Annotated in this window: 16 protein-coding genes; 13 read left to right on the top strand and 3 right to left on the bottom strand. The window is 67.2% G+C overall.

Annotation, left to right across the window (positions count from 1 at the left end):
* Positions 1 to 144: 144 nt before the first annotated feature.
* Complete coding sequence (locus tag ACFO8M_RS06085; protein ID WP_387971966.1) at positions 145 to 1,782, bottom strand: ABC transporter permease; 1,638 nt, start codon at positions 1,780 to 1,782, stop codon at positions 145 to 147.
* Positions 1,779 to 2,699, bottom strand: a complete 921-nt coding sequence (locus tag ACFO8M_RS06080) for an ABC transporter ATP-binding protein (protein WP_387971963.1) — start codon at positions 2,697 to 2,699, stop codon at positions 1,779 to 1,781. Before ACFO8M_RS06080 ends, ACFO8M_RS06085 begins: the two co-directional genes overlap by 4 nt.
* 90 nt (positions 2,700 to 2,789) lie before the next feature.
* On the opposite strand from ACFO8M_RS06080, the gene ACFO8M_RS06075 reads away from it, so the two are divergent.
* The 12 genes from ACFO8M_RS06075 (at position 2,790) to ACFO8M_RS06020 (ending at position 18,978) form a co-directional block, all read left to right on the top strand.
* Positions 2,790 to 3,308 carry a GbsR/MarR family transcriptional regulator gene (locus tag ACFO8M_RS06075; RefSeq protein WP_387971960.1) on the top strand — a complete coding sequence of 173 codons (519 nt, stop codon included), beginning with the start codon at positions 2,790 to 2,792 and terminating at the stop codon, positions 3,306 to 3,308.
* Between the two features lie 72 nt (positions 3,309 to 3,380).
* Positions 3,381 to 3,662, top strand: a complete 282-nt coding sequence (gene secE, locus ACFO8M_RS06070; protein ID WP_387971957.1) for a preprotein translocase subunit SecE — start codon at positions 3,381 to 3,383, stop codon at positions 3,660 to 3,662.
* Between the two features lie 271 nt (positions 3,663 to 3,933).
* Complete coding sequence (gene nusG / locus ACFO8M_RS06065; protein WP_387971954.1) at positions 3,934 to 4,665, top strand: transcription termination/antitermination protein NusG; 732 nt, start codon at positions 3,934 to 3,936, stop codon at positions 4,663 to 4,665.
* Positions 4,666 to 4,898: 233 nt separating this feature from the next.
* Positions 4,899 to 5,327, top strand: coding sequence for a 50S ribosomal protein L11 (gene rplK / locus ACFO8M_RS06060; protein WP_387971951.1), 429 nt, complete (start codon positions 4,899 to 4,901; stop codon positions 5,325 to 5,327).
* 103 nt (positions 5,328 to 5,430) lie between these two features.
* A complete protein-coding gene (gene rplA, locus ACFO8M_RS06055) occupies positions 5,431 to 6,126 on the top strand; it encodes a 50S ribosomal protein L1 (protein WP_387971948.1) in 696 nt (231 codons plus the stop codon).
* 276 nt (positions 6,127 to 6,402) lie between these two features.
* A complete protein-coding gene (gene rplJ, locus ACFO8M_RS06050) occupies positions 6,403 to 6,939 on the top strand; it encodes a 50S ribosomal protein L10 (protein ID WP_387971945.1) in 537 nt (178 codons plus the stop codon).
* A gap of 36 nt (positions 6,940 to 6,975) precedes the next feature.
* Positions 6,976 to 7,353 (top strand): 50S ribosomal protein L7/L12, encoded by a 378-nt coding sequence (gene rplL / locus ACFO8M_RS06045; protein ID WP_387971942.1) that lies wholly within the window; start codon positions 6,976 to 6,978, stop codon positions 7,351 to 7,353.
* A gap of 198 nt (positions 7,354 to 7,551) precedes the next feature.
* Positions 7,552 to 8,835 carry a hypothetical protein gene (locus ACFO8M_RS06040; RefSeq protein WP_387971939.1) on the top strand — a complete coding sequence of 428 codons (1,284 nt, stop codon included), beginning with the start codon at positions 7,552 to 7,554 and terminating at the stop codon, positions 8,833 to 8,835.
* A 177-nt stretch (positions 8,836 to 9,012) separates the two neighbouring features.
* Positions 9,013 to 10,203 (top strand): hypothetical protein, encoded by a 1,191-nt coding sequence (locus tag ACFO8M_RS06035; protein WP_387971936.1) that lies wholly within the window; start codon positions 9,013 to 9,015, stop codon positions 10,201 to 10,203.
* Positions 10,204 to 11,107: 904 nt separating this feature from the next.
* Entirely contained in the window at positions 11,108 to 14,539 is a 3,432-nt protein-coding gene (gene rpoB, locus ACFO8M_RS06030) for a DNA-directed RNA polymerase subunit beta (RefSeq protein ID WP_387971933.1), read from the top strand.
* Between the two features lie 85 nt (positions 14,540 to 14,624).
* A complete protein-coding gene (locus tag ACFO8M_RS06025) occupies positions 14,625 to 18,512 on the top strand; it encodes a DNA-directed RNA polymerase subunit beta' (RefSeq protein WP_387971930.1) in 3,888 nt (1,295 codons plus the stop codon).
* A 145-nt stretch (positions 18,513 to 18,657) separates the two neighbouring features.
* Positions 18,658 to 18,978 carry an AbrB/MazE/SpoVT family DNA-binding domain-containing protein gene (locus tag ACFO8M_RS06020; protein ID WP_387971927.1) on the top strand — a complete coding sequence of 107 codons (321 nt, stop codon included), beginning with the start codon at positions 18,658 to 18,660 and terminating at the stop codon, positions 18,976 to 18,978.
* A 302-nt stretch (positions 18,979 to 19,280) separates the two neighbouring features.
* Here ACFO8M_RS06020 and ACFO8M_RS06015 read toward each other — a convergent pair whose 3' ends face one another.
* Entirely contained in the window at positions 19,281 to 19,469 is a 189-nt protein-coding gene (locus tag ACFO8M_RS06015) for a hypothetical protein (RefSeq protein ID WP_387971924.1), read from the bottom strand.
* A gap of 53 nt (positions 19,470 to 19,522) precedes the next feature.
* Between ACFO8M_RS06015 and ACFO8M_RS06010 the strand changes: the two genes are divergently transcribed.
* Positions 19,523 to 19,921 carry a hypothetical protein gene (locus ACFO8M_RS06010; protein WP_387971921.1) on the top strand — a complete coding sequence of 133 codons (399 nt, stop codon included), beginning with the start codon at positions 19,523 to 19,525 and terminating at the stop codon, positions 19,919 to 19,921.
* The last annotated feature ends 319 nt before the right edge of the window (positions 19,922 to 20,240 follow it).

Here is a 20,240-nt window from a genome sequence, read left to right as displayed (position 1 = left end):
GGGTGGGTTCGTCGGCGGGTCTTGGGTTGGTGTGACTCGGGTCCTGGGTTGCGGTTCGCGGTCGGTGCGCGCAGCGCCGCCGGGGCCCGATCGGGCCCCGGCGGCGCTTGGTTTCCCTGGTGTGGAAGCTGAACGGTGCGGAAGCTAGCTGAAGTGCAGGTCCCTGCGCCTCGCCCCGGCGTAGCCCAGGGCCGCGAGGGCCGCCGCGACCACGACGAGCGCCGTGATCGGGAGCCACTCGACCTCTTGGGCCGGGTACTTCGCGATGTGGTCGAACGGCGAGACGGCCATGAGCCAGCCGGGCATGTCGAGCAGCTGCCCGTAATAGGCCACGACGAACGCGAAGATCCATGCCAGCCATCGCAGCCAGCCCAGGCGCGGCAGCCACGCGTACGCGGCGAACGCGAACGCCGTCAGCACCCACACCGCGGGCAGTTGGAGCACCGAGGCGCCGAACAGCTTCCCGAAGAAGCCCCAGTCGCCCAGCGACGACGACCCGGTCACGGCCAGGAGCGCGCCGCCGACCACGACGGCCACGGTCACGGTCGTCAGCGCCACGGGCAGGTACGAGCCGGGCCAACCGCTGCGGGGCACCGCCCCTGCGGCGAGCAGCTCGCCGCGGCCGCCGGTCTCCTCCTTGCGGGCGCGGCCGACGACCAAGAGCCCGAACAGGGTCGCGAACAGGGCGGAGATCGCCGCGATCGTGGCGGCGAAGTTCTCCTCGATGCTCGCCCCGCCCTGGTTGAGCACCTGCTGCTGCGTCTCCGACAGCGTCTCGAGCATGTCGTCGGCGCTGCCGATGACCGATCCGTAGGCCGCGCCGAGCAGCACCATGGTGATCACGGCCGCCCACATCAGGCCGCGGGTCAGCCGGAACGTCAGCGTGCCGATACCGCTCAGGCTCGCGTCGGCCTCGGCGCGCCCGGCCCGGCCCGCCATCATGCCCTGGCCGAAGTCCCGGTGCGTGACCAGCGCGAACGCGAGCCACACCGCGAGCAGCCCGAAGACGGCGCTGACCGCCAGCGGCCACCAGCGCTGCTCGGGGGTCATGACGTACGTCGACTGCGACCAGCCGACCGGCGAGAGCCACGCGACCCAGTTGCCCTGGGCGCTGCCGACGGCGGCGAACAGCACCGACACGGAGAGGGCGCCGAAGCCGATCCCGTTGGCGCTGGAGCCGAAGGCGCCCAGTTGGGCCGCCACCGCGGCCACACCCGCGAACACCAGGCCGATGGCGGCGTGCGTCGCGCCGTACAGGAGCGCGCCCCCGGCGTCGACGCCGTCGATGCCGGCCACGGACAGCGCGATGAGCAGGCCCAGCACGACCGCCGTGATCGTGGCGAGGAGGAGCGCCGCGGCCAGGTCGGCCCGGCGGCCGACCGGCTCGGACCGGATGACCTCCAGTCGCGAGGTCTCCTCGTCGGCGCGGGTCACCCGGATGATGAGCAGGATGAACATGACCGCGGTCAGCGCCCCGGTCCACAGCATCATGTTGTGGGCGAACATGGCGCCGGTCGAGGCGGCGTAGGCGTCGATGTACGTCTCGGGTCCGGTCATCGATCGCATCGCCGGCGTGTTGACGGTCATGGCGTACTGGGCGCGGTCCTCGGCCGTCGGGTACAGGTCCGGGAAGGCCGACGCCATGAGCCAGGTGCCGCCGACCAGGCCGGTGAACCAGCCGATCAGGTACACGCGGGTGCGGCGGGCCTGGAACCGAAGGAGCTTGCCGGTGCCGGCGAGCGTGCCCAGGCCGTTCTCGAGTTCGGCGACCGCGGTGGTCATTGCGACTCCCCGTTGTTCACGCCTTTGGCGGCGAGTTCGTCGCCGTAGAAGCGGAGGAAGATCTCCTCGAGCGACGGCGGTTCGCAGGTCAGTGCCGCGACGCCGGCGACGGCCAGCTGCGCGAGCACGTCGTCGAGCGCCGCGGTGTCGACGCTGCATTCGAGGTCGAGGCCGTCGATCGACAGGCCGTGGACGCCTTCGTGGTCTTCGAGGCCGCGCACCGGGTTCTTGACGGTGGCGCGCAGGCGCGAGCGCGAGAAGTGCCGCATCTCGGCGAGCGTGCCGGTCTCGACGATGACGCCTTTGCGGATGATGCTCACCCGCTCGCACAGCGCCTCGACCTCGCTCATGATGTGGCTGGACAGGAGCACGGTGCGTCCGGCCGCGGCGGCCTCCTTGACGCATTCGTTGAAGACCGCGCCCATGAGCGGGTCGAGACCGGAGGTGGGTTCGTCCAGGAGGAGCAGGTCGACGTCGGCGGCGAACGCGGCGACGAGCGCGACCTTCTGCCGGTTGCCCTTGGAGTAGGAGCGGCCCTTCTTGCGCGGGTCGAGGTCGAAGCGTTCGAGCAGTTCGTCACGCTTGCGCTTGTCGACGCCGCCGCGCAGGCGGGCCAGGAGGTCGATGGTCTCGCCGCCGGTGAGGCCGGGCCACAGGGCGACGTCGCCGGGGACGTAGGCGAGCCGCTTGTGCAGCTCGGCGGCGTCCTTCCAGGGGTCGGCGCCGAAGAGTTCGGCGCGGCCCTCGTCGGAGCGGAGCATTCCGAGGAGGACGCGGATGGTGGTCGACTTCCCGGCGCCGTTCGGGCCCAGGAAGCCGTGCGTCTCCCCCTGGGCCACTTCGAGGTCGAGACGGTCGAGAGCGGTCACGTGGCCGAAGCGCTTGACCAGTTGCTCAGTGCGGATCACTGCGTTCATGCGCTCAAACTATCATGATTTTCATGAATTTGTAAAACTTATAGCGACTTCGGCTATCATGTTGGCACGACATTCGACGACGGGGGAGCGATGGACGGGCACACCGACGAGCGGCGGGCGCTCCTGGAATACGTGGAGCAGTTCGCCGCGGTGATGGTCGCCAGCGGCATGCAGCGGATGGCCGCACGCGTCTTCACCTACATCCTGGTCGACGACGCCGAGACCTACACCGCCGCCGAGATCGCCGAGGGCCTTTCCATCAGCCTCGCCGCCGTCTCCGGCGCCGTGCGCGAACTCCTCGCCGCCGGCCTGCTGATCAAGGGTCGGCGCACCTCCACCCGCGCCGACGTGTACCGGCTCAACGACGACGACATCTGGGGCGCCATCCTGCTCGACCGCACCGACTTCCTCGACCGATACAAGGACACCGCCGTCGTCGGCATCGATTCGCTCCCCGCGGGGCCCGGCCGCGACCGGCTCGTCCAGACCGCCGCGTTCATGGACTTCATGAAGGCCGAGATGGCCGCGATGCGCGTTCGCTGGAACGAACGCCGCGAAGCGCTCTGCGCCGCCTACGTGGAGCGGCGTCGAAGCGCGCCGCCGCGATAGTGACGTGATCTACCGCTCCGGTATGCTGCAACCCTGACCGCCCCGATCAGACGAACCCTGGAGGAAGCCGACGTGGCCGACGACACCAGCCGCTCCGATGCGACCGCCGACAAGGGGCGTCCCACTCGCAGGCAAGGCGAGAAGACCGCGTCGCGCAACCCCCTCAAGAAGCTGGGCCGCTTCCTGAAAGAGGTCGTCGAGCAGCTGCGCAAGGTCGTCTACCCGACCCGCCGCCAGCTCATCACCTACTCCATCGTGGTCCTGGTCTTCGTCGGCATCATGATGGCCTACATCGGCGGCCTCGACCTGCTCTTCGGCGACCTCGTCCGCCGAGCCTTCGGCGACGGCTCCTAGGGCCCGGCCCAGCCCGCCGTTCGATTCGCCCCGCCCACCGAGGCGGCGGGCGAATCGCGTGACCTGCGCCGGTTCGCCGGTGCCTGAGACGCGCCGCCTTCCGGAGCGGCTACCCTAGTGGTTATGACGCGCGCCGGTTCCGCCGGCGCGCGACTTCACAGGCGGGGATCGCCGAATCAAACCAAACGGTTCGGATCAAGCGCACCGTCGTTGAGAATGTTCAGTCGCAGTACCCCGCCGTCGCGGGGTCGAGCCGGAATGAGAGTTGAGCGTGTCTGAGTTCGACGAGGCCCTGAAGAACGAGGTCGCGGCGCAGGCTGCCGCGGCGCAGGTCGCGGACGTCGAAGCGGAGCCGGAGATCGACGAGGACGCGGCCGCCGAGACCGGCGAGCCCGAGGTCGACCCGGCGGAGGCGCTGCGCGCCAAGCTGCGCTTCGCGCCCGGCGAGTGGTACGTGCTGCACTCCTACGCCGGCTTCGAGAACCGCGTGCGCTCGAACCTGGAGAACCGGATCCAGTCCTTCGACATGGAGGACTTCATCTACCAGATCGAGGTCCCCACCCACACCGAGGTGGAGATCAAGAACGGCAAGCGCTCCAAGGTGGAGGCCAAGGTCTTCCCCAGCTACGTGCTCGTCCGCATGGAGATGACCCCCGAGTCCTACTCGGTCGTGCGCAACACGCCCGGTGTGACCGGCTTCGTCGGCGTGGTCGACCGCACCGACCGGCCCAGCCCGCTCCCGCTCGACGAGGTCATCCAGTGGCTGCTCCCGCCCGAGCAGAAGCCCAAGGACGAGACCGGCGGCGAGACCGCTGGCGGCGAGGACATCAAGGTCGACTTCACCGAAGGCGAGTCGGTCACCGTCGTCGACGGCGCCTTCGCCTCCATGCCGGCCACGATCGCCGAGATCAACGCCGAGCAGCAGAAGCTCAAGGTGCTCGTCTCGATCTTCGGCCGCGAGACCCCGGTGGAGCTCAACTTCAACCAGGTCTCGAAGCTCTAAGTCAGTCTTGGCGAAGCTTGCGAGCCATGAATTAGTACTGCGGGCGGTGCCGCATCATGCGGCACCGCCCGCGTGCTGCTCCGGCGCCTGTGGCGTCTGTTGCAGCTCACACACCTCGCTTCAGGAGCCCGCCGGTTCGGCAGGTACCCTGGAGAGGTTGCGCACCTGCTCACGCTCGTGCGCGTGTAAGGCAGGGTGTTCATCCCTGCAAATCCCAGGAAGAGAAGGACACGATGGCTCCCAACAAGAAGGCCGTTGTGACGTTCAAGCTGGAACTCGCGGGTGGCCAGGCCACTCCGGCTCCGCCGGTGGGTCCTGCCCTCGGCCAGCACGGCGTCAACATCATGGAGTTCTGCAAGGCCTACAACGCGGCCACCGAATCCCAGCGCGGCGAGGTTCTCCCCGCTGAGATCACGGTGTACGAGGACCGTTCGTTCACGTTCATCCTCAAGACCCCGCCGGCCGCCAAGCTCCTGCTCAAGGCCGCTGGTGTCGCCAAGGGCTCCGGCGAGCCCCACCGCGTCAAGGTCGGCAAGGTGACCCAGGCCCAGGTGCGCGAGATCGCGGAGAAGAAGCTCCCCGACCTCAACGCCAACGACCTGGACGCCGCGTCGCTCATCGTCGCCGGCACCGCCCGCTCCATGGGCATCACGGTCGAGTAGCACACCGCCGAGTAGGGCTCTGCCGAGCATTTCGGCCGTCACCCAGACCAACCCAGTGGCAGGACGCGCGCCCGTCCTCACCACGACATCCGAAGGATGGAACATGAAGCGCAGCAAGAAGTACACCGACCTCGCCAAGAAGGTCGACCGCACGCAGCTCTACGCGCCCGTCGAGGCGACCGGGCTCGCGAAGGAGACCTCGCCGACCAAGTTCGACGCCACCGTTGAGGTGTCGCTGCGACTGGGCGTCGACCCGCGTCAGGCCGACCAGCTGGTCCGCGGCACCGTCTCCCTGCCCCACGGCACGGGCAAGACCGTCCGCGTCATCGTCTTCGCCGAGGGCGACAAGGCCGAGGCCGCCGTCACCGCCGGTGCCGACGAGGTCGGCTCCGACGAGCTCGTCAAGCGGATCTCCGAAGGCTGGCTCGACTTCGACGCCGCCGTCGCCACGCCCGACCAGATGGCCAAGATCGGCCGCATCGCGCGGATCCTGGGCCCGCGCGGTCTCATGCCGAACCCGAAGACCGGCACCGTCACGCCCGACGTCGCCAAGGCCGTCACGGAGATCAAGGCCGGCAAGATCTCGTTCCGCGTCGACAAGCACGCGAACCTGCACCTGCCGATCGGCAAGACCAGCTTCTCCTCCGAGCAGCTGGCCGAGAACTACAACGCCGCCCTCGAAGAGGTGCAGCGCTTGAAGCCCGCCAGCTCCAAGGGCGTGTACATCAAGAAGGTCACCGTCAGCACCACCATGGGCCCGGGCATCCCGGTCGACCCGCAGGCGGTCAAGATCAAGTAGGCACCGCGAGGTGTGACGTGGCCCCAGTGCAGGCTCCTGCGCTGGGGCTTTCGTATTGCCGCTGTTAGACTCGACAGCACAACCCATAGACCGTTCGGTTACCGCCTTGTGCGGTTGTAAACCACCCGGAACCGACGTAGGGCGACTACTCGAAAGCGACCATGGTGTGGGCCAACTCAGTTGGCCTCAGGTCCTGAAGATGAGGCGTCCCGCGGGGCGCCTTTTTTGTCGCCTCCGCGACGGTTGAGGATTGATCAGCCGAGAGAGGAGGGAATTATGGCTGAACGGGAATACCCGGCGGGTAAGACGACCGCCATCGCCGAATTGGCCGAGGACTTCTCCAACGCGAACGCCACGGTGCTCACCGAGTACCGCGGCCTCACCGTTGCAGAGCTCAGCGAGCTTCGGCGCTCCCTCGGCGAGGGGACGCACTACCGCGTCGCGAAGAACACCCTCGCCAAGCGCGCTGCCAACCAGGCCGGTGTCACCGGTCTGGACGAGCTGTTCACCGGTCCCACCGCGATCACCTTCATCGAAGGCGACCCGGTGGAAGCCGCGAAGAGCCTGCGCAACTTCGCCAAGACGCACGAAGCACTGGTGATCAAGGGCGGATACATGGAGGGCAAAGCCCTCTCCGTCGAAGAGATCACCAAGCTCGCCGACCTCGAGTCGCGCGAAGTGCTCCTGGCCAAGCTCGCCGGCGCGCTGAAAGCCACCGCGCAGAAGACCGCCTCCGTGCTCGCCGCCCCTGCTTCGCAGGTGGCTCGACTCGGTGCGGCGCTGCAGGACAAGAAGGCGGCCAGTGGGGAGTAACCCCACCCGCCCGAGACTTTAAAGAAAGGAAACACCATGGCCAAGCTGTCCACTGCAGAGCTCCTCGAGACCTTCAAGGAAATGACCCTCCTCGAGGTCTCCGAGTTCGTCAAGGCGTTCGAGGAAGAGTTCGACGTCACCGCCGCCGCTCCGGTCGCCGTTGCCGCCGCTGCCGGCCCGGCCGCCGAGGCCGCTGTCGAGAAGGACACCTTCGATGTCGTCCTCGAAGCCGCCGGTGAGTCGAAGATCAAGGTCATCAAGGAAGTTCGCGGCCTGACCGGCCTCGGCCTCAAGGAAGCCAAGGAGCTCGTCGAGAGCGCCCCCAAGGCCGTCCTCGAGGGCGCGAAGAAGGAAGACGCCGAGAAGGCCAAGGAAGCCCTCGAAGGCGCCGGCGCCTCCGTCTCCCTGAAGTAATCGCGCACTTCGCGAATTGAAGAAGGGGCCTCCCAGCCCTTGTACGTGGACCGGGTCCGCACCGCCTGAAGGCGGCGCGGACCCGGTCTTCTCTGTCTTGAAGAGATTTCTGAGAAGAATTCCGTCCGGGCGCAACGAATCCGGAGCATCGACACGTCTTTGCGAGTAGACACACCCAGACACTCAAGGAGATGGACGATGTCCGCAAGGAGAGGAGCGGCCGGGCTCGGCGCGGCCACAGTGCTCGCGTTGACCGCCGGCTGCGGGATGCTCGGCATCGGCGGGGGCGGCGACGACGACAAGTCCGATGAGCAGCGCCTCGTCGAGATGCTCAATGAGAGCGCGCGTATCGAGAGCGACCTCATGGCTGCCGAGAACCGCATCGTCCAGAACTGCCTGGAGGCCGCCGGCTTCACCGTCCACGACCCGTGGTCCATGCAGGCCTACGAGGAAGAGGAGATGGACTCCCTCACCTACGGCTACGCCCACGAGGAGTTCCTGCTCCCCGCCGAAGAGGCCGCCGAGTGGGGCTTCGGCCAGTGGTCGAACTCCATGGAGGGCTCCGAGGACCCTGCCGCCGAGGACTACTGGACCGCGCAGGAGGAGAAGTGGAGCGAGGAGGACGGCGAGTGGGAAGAGCCCGACTCCACCGACTGGGACGCCCTCACCCCTGAGGAGCAGTACGACTGGTACGTCGCCTACCAGGGCGAGGAGTACGCCGAGTACAGCTACGGCACCCGCGAAGACTACGTCGGCAGCATGGCCGCTGAAGAAGAGGCCATGGAGGAGGAGCTCTCCGAAGACGAGCTCGCCGACCTCGAGGAAGAGGCCGCCGCCGAAGACGACGGCGAGATCATCGTCGAGGAGACCGAGTCGGAAGAGCCCAAGCCGGGCGGCTGCCAGCTCGAGATGATCGAGGCGCTCTACGGCGAACCCACCATGGTCGAGGAGACCTGGGAGGGCGACGGCGAGACGGAGACCTGGAAGTACTGGACCTACCGCCCCCAGAATCCCGCGTACGACTCCGAGGAGACCATGTGGGAGGACATCGAGGCCGACTACGCCGCGGCGATGTCCGACCTGCAGCTCGAGTTCACCGACTGCATCGCCGCCCGCGGTTACGAGGGCTGGGAGTTCACCGAGTACAACAGCATGCCCATCTGGGAGTTCTTCGCCGAGCTGTACTACCAGAACGCCAGCGAGGAAGAGCAGGAAATGATGATGGGCGGCGACTCCGAGACCGAGGTCCCGCCGCTGCCCGAGGAAGCCGGCACCACGTACGAGGAGTGGAAGGCCTACGAGATCCAGACGGCCGTCGACTTCTCCGAGTGCGGCGAGGAGGTCGGTTACGCCGACGCCTCCGAGAAGGCCTACGACGAGGCGCATGTCAAGGCCTACAGCGCGATCGAAGAGGACGTCTACGCCTGGCAGGAGACGATGAACGACGCCGTCTCCAAGGCGCAGGAGCTCTTGGACGCTTAACAGAAGCCACCTCTCATCGGGGAAAAAGGCCCGGGCTGCGCAGATGGGGCGCGGCCCGGGCCGCTTCCGTGCCCGGGCCGCGAACGGTGCGGACGTGCCCCGATCCAGGGCAACGCGATGTCGCCAGGCGAGCGTATTTCCTTGCAGTAGAGCAGGAAACAAGGAAGGGCGACATTCGTGCCACAATGGACTAGAAGGATCGGTGCCCTCGTCGGCGCGGCGGCGCTGGCCTCCGCCGCGGCCTGCGGTTCCTCCGAGGGCGGCGACTCCGAGGCCGAGAACCCGCCGCCGGGGGAGGGCACGCAGACCGATCTGCTGGAGCTGCTGAACGAGTCCGACCGGCTCGTCGCCGAGCTGGTGTCCGCAGAGAACCGGATCATCGAGCAATGCCTCGAAGACCAGGGGCACACCGTCCACGACCAGTTCACGATCATGGACATCGGCGGCTACGAGGCCGAATCCCTGTCGCTCGGGCTCCCCACCGAAGGCCTCTTCCCGGAGCCGGACATGGCGGCGACATGGGGGTTCGGCGCCTGGGCCGACACCACCGAGGGCATGGAATCACCCGACTACGCCGAGTACGACGCGATTCGCAACCCCGAGGAGCCCGACGACTCGGGCGAAGCGGGCGTGCTCCAGGAGGACATGGGCCCGGCGATCGACAACTCCGCGTTCGACGATCTTTCGGAGGACGACCGGCTGGCCTGGTACATCGCTTACGGCGGTGAGGAATACGCCGCCTGGCAGGGCTACAGCGACGAAGAGCTGGAAGACCAGTACCAGGACGACGAAGGGGTCTGGACGACCCCCAAGCCCGGCGGCTGCCTGCTCGAGATGATCGAGTCCCTTTACGGCGAACCGGAACTCATCGTCGACGAGGAGGAGGGCAGCAGCCGCTGGTCGGGACGCCCCGAGTCGCCGGAGTTCCAGGGCACGGCCGATGACGAGATCCTCCCGGCCTACCGCGAACGGGTCGCCGACGAGGAGTCCGCGTTCCTGGAGTGCCTCATCGACCGCGACAGGGGCGCCTGGGAGTTCTCCGACACCGGCGAGCTCGGCATCTGGGGCTACTTCGTCGGCGTCTACACCGGCGAATGGGAATCGGGCGACGGCGCCGACTACGCCGAAGGCACCCCCGGCCCGCCAGCCGACCTCCCCGCCGACTTCGAAGGCAAGCGCCAATACGAGACCGAGCTCGCGGTCGACTTCACCGAATGCGCCGCCGAGAGCGGCTTCGGCGAGGCGAGCGCGACCGAGTGGGAGGCCGTCCACCTCGAGTACTACCGGTCGATCGAGCCCGAGCTCTTCGCCTGGCAGGACGAGATCGAGTCGGCCCTCGACAAATCCCAGGACCTGATCCGCGGCTGACCGCCGCCGCGGTGCGCAATCGCGATGAGCCCGCGTCACCTTTCCGGCGCGGGCTCGTTGTACAGGACGAAGCGGTCGGTCCGGTTCCGTGGGCCCGCCGCCGAAGGTGTGCGGCCGGGACGCCGCATTGCGGTCGGCACTGACGCGCGCGAGCGGGTCGGCGTCGGCCGCGGGCGACGCAAAGGCGTCCCGTGCCCGCACCGAACCTTCCGCCGGGGCTCCAGAGGCGACACGCCCGGGCCCCGGCCCTTGTGCGGCCTCATCCGGGGCCCGCACCGCTCCGCCGCGCCGGGGCGGCGGATCAGGCCCGCGCCCCCGCTGTGCTGGGATTCGCCCGCCCCCGGACCTGCGTTCGGGCCCTTCGCGACCGCCGCTTCAGGCGCTGGGGCCGAAGGGGCGCATCCGGGCGAATTAGACGCCTGACTTGACGAACTGTGACTTGATCCTGCAAACTAGTTCCTCAAGCGCCACTGCGTGGCGCGCGCTACGTTCGTCATCACCGGGCTCGTCCCGGTTCCGCGAAAGGGCGCTCGAGCCGCCGCGGGGCGGCCCGGAGGCAGGACGGTCCGGCGACCACCAAGCCGGTACGGAGACATGTACGGAAGGAACTTCGGCAGCGGGAGAGATTGTCGTCACCTCTTACCCCACCACCCGGTGGGGAAGTTGACAGTTGCCGGAGCGTACATTAAGCTATTAATTTGCGCTGCCTCCTTCACGCCTTCTTGACGCGGTGAGGGTCGTGGACGGTGGGGATTCCAGGCAATCGACCGATGTGAGACGCCGATTTCGGCATGTCCGCTCAACTCGATGCCCGTCTCCGGCTGTCCTCGTCTATCCCGCATCGGTGCGGTGACTGCGGCATGCGCCGGCCGTCGTAACAATCAGGTCCTCGGAAGGACGAATCTTGGCAGCTTCCCGCACTGGCAAGACCAGCTCCAGCAAGAGCAAGCACGCACCTCGCCGTATCTCGTTCGGCAGGATCGAAGAGAAACTCGAAGTCCCGAACCTTCTGGCGCTCCAGACCGACTCGTTCGACTGGCTCGTCGGCAACGAGGCCTACCGCGCCCGTGTGGGCGAGGACGCCGTGAGCGGCCTCGACGAGATCCTCGAGGAGATCAGCCCGATCGAGGACTTCTCGGGCACCATGAGCCTGTCCTTCTCCAACCCTCGCTTCGACGAGGTCAAGGCCCCCATCGAGGAGTGCCGCGAGAAGGACCTCACCTACTGCGCCCCGCTGTTCGTCACGGCGGAGTTCATCAACCACACCACCGGTGAGATCAAGAGCCAGACGGTCTTCATGGGCGACTTCCCCATGATGACCCCGAAGGGCACCTTCATCATCAACGGCACCGAGCGCGTCGTCGTCTCGCAGCTGGTGCGCTCGCCGGGCGTGTACTTCGACAAGCAGCCCGACAAGACCTCCGACCGCGACCTCACCAGCGCCAAGGTCATTCCGGGCCGCGGCGCCTGGCTCGAGTTCGACATCGACAAGCGCGAGACCGTCGGCGTGCGCGTCGACCGCAAGCGCCGCCAGGCCGTCACCGTCCTGTTGAAGGCCATCGGCTGGGACAACGACCGCATCCGCGAGCGCTTCGGCTGGTCCGAGCTCATGATGACGACCTTGGAAAAGGACACCATCAACTCGCAGGACGAGGCCCTGCTCGACATCTACCGCAAGCTGCGTCCGGGCGAGCCGCCCACCAAGGACAACGCCCAGTCGCTGCTGGAGAACCTGTTCTTCAACAAGAAGCGCTACGACCTCGCGAAGGTCGGCCGCTACAAGGTCAACAAGAAGTTCGGCCTGGACTCGCCGATCTCCACGGGCGTCCTCACCGAGGACGACCTGGCCGCGACGATCGAGTTCATGCTGCGCCTGCACTCGGCCGAGCCGGGTTACGGCCCCGACGACATCGACCACTTCGGCAACCGCCGCCTGCGCACCGTCGGCGAGCTCATCCAGAACCAGATCCGGGTGGGCCTCTCCCGCATGGAGCGCGTCGTGCGCGAGCGCATGACGACCCAGGACGTCGAGGCGATCACGCCGCAGACCCTGATCAACATCCGCCCCGTGGTGGCCGCGATCAAGGAGTTCTTCGGTACTTCGCAGCTGTCGCAGTTCATGGACCAGGTCAACCCGATCACGGGTCTGACCCACCGCCGCCGCCTCTCGGCGCTCGGCCCGGGCGGTCTCTCTCGCGACCGCGCCGCCATGGACGTGCGCGACGTGCACCCGTCGCACTACGGCCGCATGTGCCCGATCGAGACGCCGGAAGGCCCGAACATCGGCCTCATCGGCGCCATGTCGACGTTCGCGCGGGTCAACCCGTTCGGTTTCATCGAGACGCCGTACCGCAAGGTCGTCGACTCCAAGGTCACCGACGAGATCCAGTACCTGACGGCCGATGAGGAAGACCGCTTCACCATCGCCCAGGCGAACCAGCTGCTGAACGAGGACGGCTCGTTCATCGACGCGCAGGTCCTCGCCCGCGGCCGCGGCGGCGAGGCCGAGCTCCTCACCGCCGACGAGATCGACTTCATGGACGTCTCGCCGCGCCAGATGACCTCGGTCGCGACCGCGCTGGTGCCGTTCCTGGAGCACGACGACGCGAACCGCGCCCTCATGGGTGCGAACATGCAGCGCCAGGCCGTGCCGCTCATCAAGACCGACTCGCCGCTGGTGGGCACCGGCATGGAGTACCGCGCCGCCGTCGACGCCGGTGACGTGGTCGTCGCCGAGTCCGACGGCATCGTCGAGGACTCCAGCGCCGACTACATCACCATCGCGCAGGACAACGGCATGCGCCGCACCTACCTGCTGCACAAGTTCCGCCGTTCCAACGCGGGCTCGTGCATCAACCAGGTGCCGCTCGTGACCGAGGGTCAGCGCGTCGAGGCCGGCCAGCCGATCGCCGACGGTCCGTCCACGGACAAGGGCGAGATGGCCCTGGGCAAGAACCTGCTCGTCGCGTTCACCACCTGGGAAGGCCAGAACTTCGAGGACGCCATCGTGCTCTCCTCGCGCCTGGTCGAAGAGGACGTGCTCACCTCGATCCACATCGACGAGCACGAAGTCGACGCCCGCGACACCAAGCTCGGCCCGGAGGAGATCACCCGGGACATCCCGAACGTCGGCGAGGAAATGCTCTCCGACCTGGATGACCGCGGCATCATCCGCATCGGTGCCGAGGTCGAGGACGGCGACATCCTCGTCGGCAAGGTCACGCCCAAGGGCGAGACCGAGCTGACCCCGGAGGAGCGGCTGCTGCGCGCGATCTTCGGTGAGAAGGCCCGCGAGGTCCGCGACACGTCGCTGAAGGTCCCGCACGGCGAGGCCGGCACGGTCATCGGCGTCCGCACCTTCTCTCGTGAGGACGGCGACGAGCTGAGCCCGGGCGTCAACGAGATGGTCCGCGTCTACATCGCCCAGAAGCGCAAGATCGGCGTCGGCGACAAGCTCGCCGGCCGCCACGGCAACAAGGGCGTCATCTCGAAGGTCGTGCCGCAGGAGGACATGCCGTTCCTCCCCGACGGGACCCCGATCGACATCCTGCTCAACCCGCTGGGTGTGCCGGGCCGTATGAACATCGGCCAGGTCCTGGAGGTCCACCTCGGGTGGGCGGCCAAGACCGGCTGGAAGCTCGAGGGCTTCGACGAGGCCTGGCAGCAGGCCCTCAAGGCCATCGGCGCCGACGAGGCCCCGGCCGACTCCAAGGTGGGCACGCCGGTCTTCGACGGTGCGCACCCGGACGAGGTCCAGGGCGTCCTGGCGAACACGCTCCCCAACCGCGACGGCCAGCGCATGGTGGCCCCCACGGGCAAGGCGCAGCTGTTCGACGGTCGTTCGGGCGAGCCGTTCCCGGACCCGATCTCGGTCGGGTACATGTACATCCTGAAGCTGAACCACATGGTCGACGACAAGATCCACGCGCGTTCGACCGGTCCGTACTCGATGATCACCCAGCAGCCGCTCGGCGGTAAGGCCCAGTTCGGCGGCCAGCGCTTCGGTGAGATGGAGTGCTGGGCCATGCAGGCCTACGGCGCCGCTTACGCGCTGCAGGAGCTGCTGACGATCAAGTCCGACGACGTGGTTGGCCGAGTGAAGGTCTACGAGGCCATCGTCAAGGGCGAGAACGTGCCCGAGCCGGGCATTCCGGAATCGTTCAAGGTGCTGCTCAAGGAGCTCCAGTCGCTCTGCCTCAACGTGGAGGTGCTGTCCGCCGACGGGCAGGCCATCCAGATGACGGAGAGCGACGACGAGGTCTTCCGCGCGGCCGAGGAGCTGGGGATCGACCTGTCCCACGAAGAGCCCTCGTCCGTGGACTTCGAAAGCGCCTGACGTCGAGTGAGGGCGGCTCCCCGAAAGCCGCCCTCGCCAACGTCTCATCCAATCCTTAAAGAACATCAAGGGGAAGAAGAGTTCAGTGCTCGACGTCAACTTCTTCGACAAGTTGAAGATCGGCCTCGCCACCGCAGAGGACATCCGGCAGTGGTCGCACGGCGAGGTGAAGAAGCCCGAGACCATCAACTACCGCACCCTCAAGCCTGAGAAGGACGGTCTCTTCTGCGAGAAGATCTTCGGTCCCACCCGGGACTGGGAGTGCTACTGCGGTAAGTACAAGCGGATTCGCTTCAAGGGCATCATCTGTGAGCGCTGCGGCGTCGAGGTGACCCGCTCGAAGGTGCGCCGTGAGCGGATGGGCCACATCGAGCTCGCCGCGCCCGTGACGCACATCTGGTACTTCAAGGGCGTTCCCTCGCGCTTGGGCTACCTGTTGGACCTGGCGCCGAAGGACCTCGAGAAGGTCATCTACTTCGCGGCGTACGTGATCACCGCGGTCGACGACGAGGCCCGCCAGCGGGACGTCCCGACCCTGGAGAACGAGATCGTCGCCGAGAAGCGGCACTTGGAGCAGCAGCGCGACGCCGCGATCGAGGAGCGCGCCTCGAAGCTCGAGGGCGACCTGGCCGAGCTGGAGGCCGAAGGCGCCCGCGCCGACGTCCGCCGCAAGGTCAAGGACGGCGGCGAGCGCGAGATGCGCCAGATCCGCGACAAGGCGCAGCGTGAGATCGACCGTCTCGACGAGGTCATGGACACGTTCCGCAAGCTCGAAGTCCGCCAGCTCATCGGCGACGAGATGCTCTACCGCGAGCTGCAGCAGCGCTTCGGCGAGTACTTCACCGGCGGCATGGGCGCGGAGTCCATCAAGAACCTGCTGGAGAACCTGGACCTGGACGCCGAGGCGATCAGCCTGCGCGAGACCATCGCGACCGGCAAGGGCCAGAAGAAGCTCCGTGCGCTCAAGCGCCTGAAGGTCGTCGCCGCGTTCCAGGCCACCGGCAACTCGCCGCTGGGCATGGTCCTCGACTGCGTGCCGGTGATCCCGCCGGAGCTGCGCCCGATGGTGCAGCTCGACGGTGGCCGGTTCGCGACCTCGGACCTGAACGACCTGTACCGACGCGTCATCAACCGCAACAACCGCTTGAAGCGCCTGATGGACCTCGGGGCTCCCGAGATCATCGTGGCGAACGAGAAGCGGATGCTGCAGGAGTCGGTGGACGCGCTGTTCGACAACGGCCGCCGCGGCCGCCCGGTGACGGGTCCCGGCAACCGTCCGTTGAAGTCGCTGTCCGACATGCTCAAGGGCAAGCAGGGCCGGTTCCGTCAGAACCTGCTCGGCAAGCGCGTCGACTACTCGGGCCGTTCGGTCATCGTGGTCGGCCCGCGCCTGAAGCTGCACCAGTGCGGTCTGCCCAAGCAGATGGCGCTGGAGCTGTTCAAGCCGTTCGTGATGAAGCGCCTGGTGGATCTCAACCACGCGCAGAACATCAAGTCGGCCAAGCGCATGGTCGAGCGTGCTCGTCCGGTCGTGTGGGACGTGCTCGAAGAGGTCATCTCCGAGCACCCGGTCCTGCTCAACCGCGCGCCCACGCTGCACCGCCTCGGCATCCAGGCCTTCGAGCCGCAGCTGGTCGAGGGCAAGGCCATCCAGCTCCACCCGCTGGTGTGCACCGCCTTCAACGCCGACTTCGACGGCGACCAGATGGCCGTGCACGTGCCGCTGTCGGCTGAGGCCCAGGCCGAGGCCCGCATCCTGATGCTGGCTTCGAACAACATCCTCAAGCCCTCCGACGGCAAGCCGGTGGCCCTGCCCACGCAGGACCAGATCATCGGCCTGTACTACCTGACGCACCTTTCCGAAGGCCGCCCCGGTGAGGGTCGCGCGTTCGCGAACGAGGGCGAAGCGCAGATGGCGAAGGACCGCGGCGAACTGGACCTCCAGGCGCCCATCCGGATCCGTCTGGACGGCATCGAGACCATCAACAACGGTCCGGGCGAAGCGTGGACGGCCCCTGAGGGCTGGACCCCCGGCGAGCCGCTGCTGGTCGAGACGACGCTGGGCCGGGTGTTCTTCAACGAGTGCCTGCCGCCGGACTTCGAGTACGTGAACTACGAGGTCCGCAAGGGTCAGCTCTCGGAGATCATCCACGACCTGTCCGAGCACTACTCGAAGGTGCAGCTGGGCGCTTGCCTGGACGCTTTGAAGTCCGCGGGCTTCAAGTGGGCCGGCTGGTCCGGTGTCACCATCGGTATCGAGGACGTCGTGGAGCCGGCGCACAAGGCCGAGATCCTCGAGAAGTACGAGGCGGACTCCGCCAAGATCGACAAGCAGTACGTCCGTGGTCTCATGACCGCGGAGGAGCGTCGCGGCGAGCTGACGGAGATCTGGACCAAGGCCACGGCCGAGGTGCTGGACGACCTGAACCAGACGCTGCAGCCGGAGAACCCGCTGTGGCAGATGATCAACTCGGGCGCGCGAGGCAACATGCTGCAGCTGCGTCAGATCGCCGGCATGCGCGGCCTGGTGGCGAACCCGAAGGGCGAGATCATTCCGCGTCCGATCAAGTCCTCGCTGCGCGAGGGCCTGACGGTCCTGGAGTACTTCATCTCGACCCACGGTTCGCGCAAGGGCCTCGCCGACACCGCGCTGCGTACCGCCGACTCGGGTTACCTGACCCGTCGTCTGGTGGACGTCTCGCAGGACGTCATCATCCGCGAGGACGACTGCGGCACCGACCGCGGCCTGGAGTTCCAGGTCTCTGTCGAGGTCGACGGCCGCTTCATCGAGTCCGACCTGGTCGACTCCTCGATCGACGCCCGCAACCTGGCGGACGACGTCGAGGTCGACGGCAAGGTCATCCTCGAGCGGAACACGCCGCTGAACTCGGACCACATCGCCACGCTGGTCGCCGCCGGCGTCAGCGACGTGAAGGTCCGCTCGGTCCTGACCTGCGAGTCCCGCCAGGGTGTCTGCGCGGCCTGCTACGGCCGTTCGATGCCGACTGGCGAGAAGGTCGACCTGGGCGAGGCCGTGGGCATCATCGCGGCCCAGTCCATCGGTGAGCCGGGCACCCAGCTGACGATGCGCACCTTCCACACCGGTGGTGCGGCGACGGCGAACGACATCACGCAGGGTCTGCCCCGTGTGCAGGAGGTCTTCGAGGCGCGTGTCCCGAAGGGCAAGGCGCCGATCGCCGAGGCGAGCGGCACCGTGCGCATCGAGGACGCCGAGAAGAGCCGGAAGATCATCATCACCCCGGACGACGGTTCCGAGGAGATCGTGGTCGAGAAGGTGCCGCGTCGTCTGCGCCTGCGCTTCGGCGACGGCGAGCACTGCGAGGTCGGCGAGAAGCTCGTCGAGGGCACCATCGACCCGCACGAGCTGCTGCGCGTGCTCGGTCCGCGCAAGGTCCAGCGCCACTTGGTGGAGCAGGTCCAGGACGTGTACCGCTCGCAGGGCGTGATGATCCACGACAAGCACATCGAGATCATCGTGCGCCAGATGCTCAAGCGGATCACGATCATCGACTCGGGCACCCTGGAGTTCCTCCCGGGCTCCCTGGTCGACCGCCTGGAGTTCGAGGAGCAGAACCGCAAGGTGATCGCCGACGGCGGCGAGCCGGCCTCCGGCCGCCCGCAGCTGATGGGCATCACCAAGGCCTCGCTGGCGACGGAGTCGTGGCTGTCCGCGGCCTCGTTCCAGGAGACCACGCGCGTGCTCACCGAGGCCGCGATCTCCGGCAAGTCCGACTCGCTCGTCGGTCTGAAGGAGAACGTGATCCTGGGCAAGCTGATCCCGGCCGGTACCGGCATCGCCAAGTACCGCAACGTGTCCGTCGAGCCCACCGAGGAAGCCAAGGCCGCGGTCTACTCCCTCGGCGGCTACGAGGACACGACCGCCAACGCCTTCGCCTACGGCGGCGGCCCGGCGGTCAGCCTCGAGGACTCCTACGACCTGGGTTCCTTCTAAAAGCTAGAAACTGCCGATTCCCGACGGCATGAAGAAACCGGTGGGCCGGTGGCGCGAAAGCGCCACCGGCCCACCGGCGTTTTCCACAGGGCGCTCGGGAACGTGCTAAAGTCGGAAAGTAAGAATATCCTGGGGAGGAGGTCTCATGGCTGAGGAGAATGGCGTGGAAGCAGAGATGACCGCGACCTACACCGCTCGAATCCGCCAGAAGGGACAGTTCACGCTCCCGAAGGAGGTTCAGAAGGCATTGCACGTAAAAGAGGGCGACACGATCAGGTTCAACATCCACGACAACGGTGCGGTGGTGATGGAGGGTCTGGTGGAGATCCCCGCCGACCAGCGCTGGTTCTGGACGCCGGAATGGCAGGCTGGCGAGCGCGAAGCCGAGGACCAGATCGCGGCCGGCGGCGGCAAGGTCTTCCACGACCTTGACGACATGTTCAAGTACCTGAATCGGGAGCGATAGCGGCAGTGGTCCCGACTTACGAGCCGCTTCCCAGATTCGATGAAGACTGGGATCGGCTCAGTGATGAACAGCGCGAACGGTTCATGAGGGCCGTGGGCGAGTTCAAGGAAGACTTGGCGGCGGGCATGCGCCCGAGACCGGGCTTGCGGGTCAAGGGAGTCAAGTCCGCACCCGGCGTCTTCGAACTCACTTGGGCTCCCGACGGGCGGGCGACCTGGTCGTACGGTAGTGAGAAGGTGCCAGGTGAGCCCCATATCATCTGGCGCCGAATCGGCACCCACGGCATTTTCAAGAACCCGTGATCATCGGCGGCGTGCAGCGCCGCCGATGTCGTCGTCAGGCGCGGGAAGTGTCGCGCCCCATTCGGGTACGTCTTCGAGGCCGTCGCCGATGGTCGACTCCCAGAGTTCGGCGTCGTTTGAGGCGTCCCACTCGTCCATGGCCTCCTTGTACTGCTCTCTGAGTTCTTCCTCGCCCGGGCGTTGTGTCATTCGGCGATGTTCCCCGGCCGGAAGGTACGGGTCAACCCCAATAGGATGGGCGGGTGGTTGAGGTGCGCGGGGTTCGCGGGGTTCGGCATCCGGATGATCCGGAGCCGGTGGAGTCGACGAAAGTCGTGGCGGCGCGGTTGCTCGCGGCCGTCGGGATCGCGTTGGCGCCCTTCGTGGGCGGAGTGATTCCCGCCTTCATCGCTTTGATCCTGGCCCGGCAGGGCGAGGCCGATATCCGTGCCTCCGAAGGGTTCCTGCTCGGCGCTTCCCGGCTGCCGCTGGTGCGGCGGCTCGCCTGGATCGCCATCGGGATCGCCATCGCGGTCGTGGTGGCCGCCTTGCTGGTCTGGGTCGTTTCGCTCGCCCGCGCCGCGGGGGATCCGGGCTACGAAGGGGACATCGCGCTTTCGGTGTTGACGCCTCAGGGAACTGCTGGTGAACAGCGCCTCTAGAGGGCATCCCGCGCGGGCCCGTCCCGCATCGCGAGCTAATATAGGCCACGGTGTGTCTGCCGCACCGAACGAACAGGTCGAAGTCCCTCATTCAAGTTCCGTGACACTGAACACGGATGCCTTGTGGGGCGAAAACCGCTTTGACCTTGTTCGTTAGGCTAGGTAGGCTTCTCCCTTGCGCCTGGACACCGCTTTGAGCGGCATGGTGGCCCTGTCAACTCCGGCAGCTCGGTCCCCGTGAGAGCCAGGCCAGGTTGCGTGCCTGCAAGAAGGTGGAATTTCGGTTCCGTCGGATGGCGTCACCGGCACGCATCCCTCG

Origin of the sequence: Glycomyces rhizosphaerae, assembly GCF_042647865.1 — a bacterium.
Lineage (GTDB): Bacteria > Actinomycetota > Actinomycetes > Mycobacteriales > Micromonosporaceae > Glycomyces > Glycomyces rhizosphaerae.
Note: the sequence above shows the minus strand (reverse complement) of the source record. Positions and strands in the feature narration are given on the sequence as shown.